The sequence below is a fragment of the Photobacterium alginatilyticum genome, assembly GCF_009910675.1.
In the GTDB taxonomy this organism is placed as follows: domain Bacteria; phylum Pseudomonadota; class Gammaproteobacteria; order Enterobacterales; family Vibrionaceae; genus Photobacterium; species Photobacterium alginatilyticum.
Genome location: NZ_RSEJ01000182.1, coordinates 1 through 472 on the forward strand (window position 1 = coordinate 1; position 472 = coordinate 472).

1 protein-coding gene is annotated in these 472 nt (G+C 43.5%); it reads right to left on the minus strand.

Annotated elements, in window-relative coordinates:
• Nucleotides 1-279: 279 nt before the first annotated feature.
• On the minus strand, nt 280-472 hold a 193-nt coding region (locus EIZ48_RS31580; RefSeq protein WP_205298649.1), incomplete at its 5' end, for a hypothetical protein.

Genomic DNA, 472 nt, shown 5'->3' on the forward strand with positions numbered 1-472 from the left:
AAATGCGAGGGTTGCAACAAGCCGGCCGACCGATAGGCGAAAGAGAATCAACTAGTTTAGTTCTGATCTGAGTAGGCTAAGTTTAGGGAATATCCTAACCCTGGGAACCGGGGCCCGGCCATCCTTCGTTTGTGGTCGACGTTCCGGTAAAGTTTGTCCGTCGACAGCTGAATGTTTCGATCTGGTTCGATTCATGGTCGCATCTGCAAACACGTTTTCCCGTGTGCCTGCTGACATCAAACTCATCTAACACCTTATTTATGRCAGTAAACTCTTCGGTCATTTTTTTAGCTTTGTAGCACCAAGATGTTTTTTTGCTATAACAGCAACTTCATCTACATTTATTCCAGCTACTGCATGATTATCCTCTGGATTAATACCACCTTGTATAGGATTGGCATGATTCTTCGAATTGTTAACATATACTTGGAGGTATTCTAACCCATTGCTTTCGAGGTTTCGAAGGTATCTC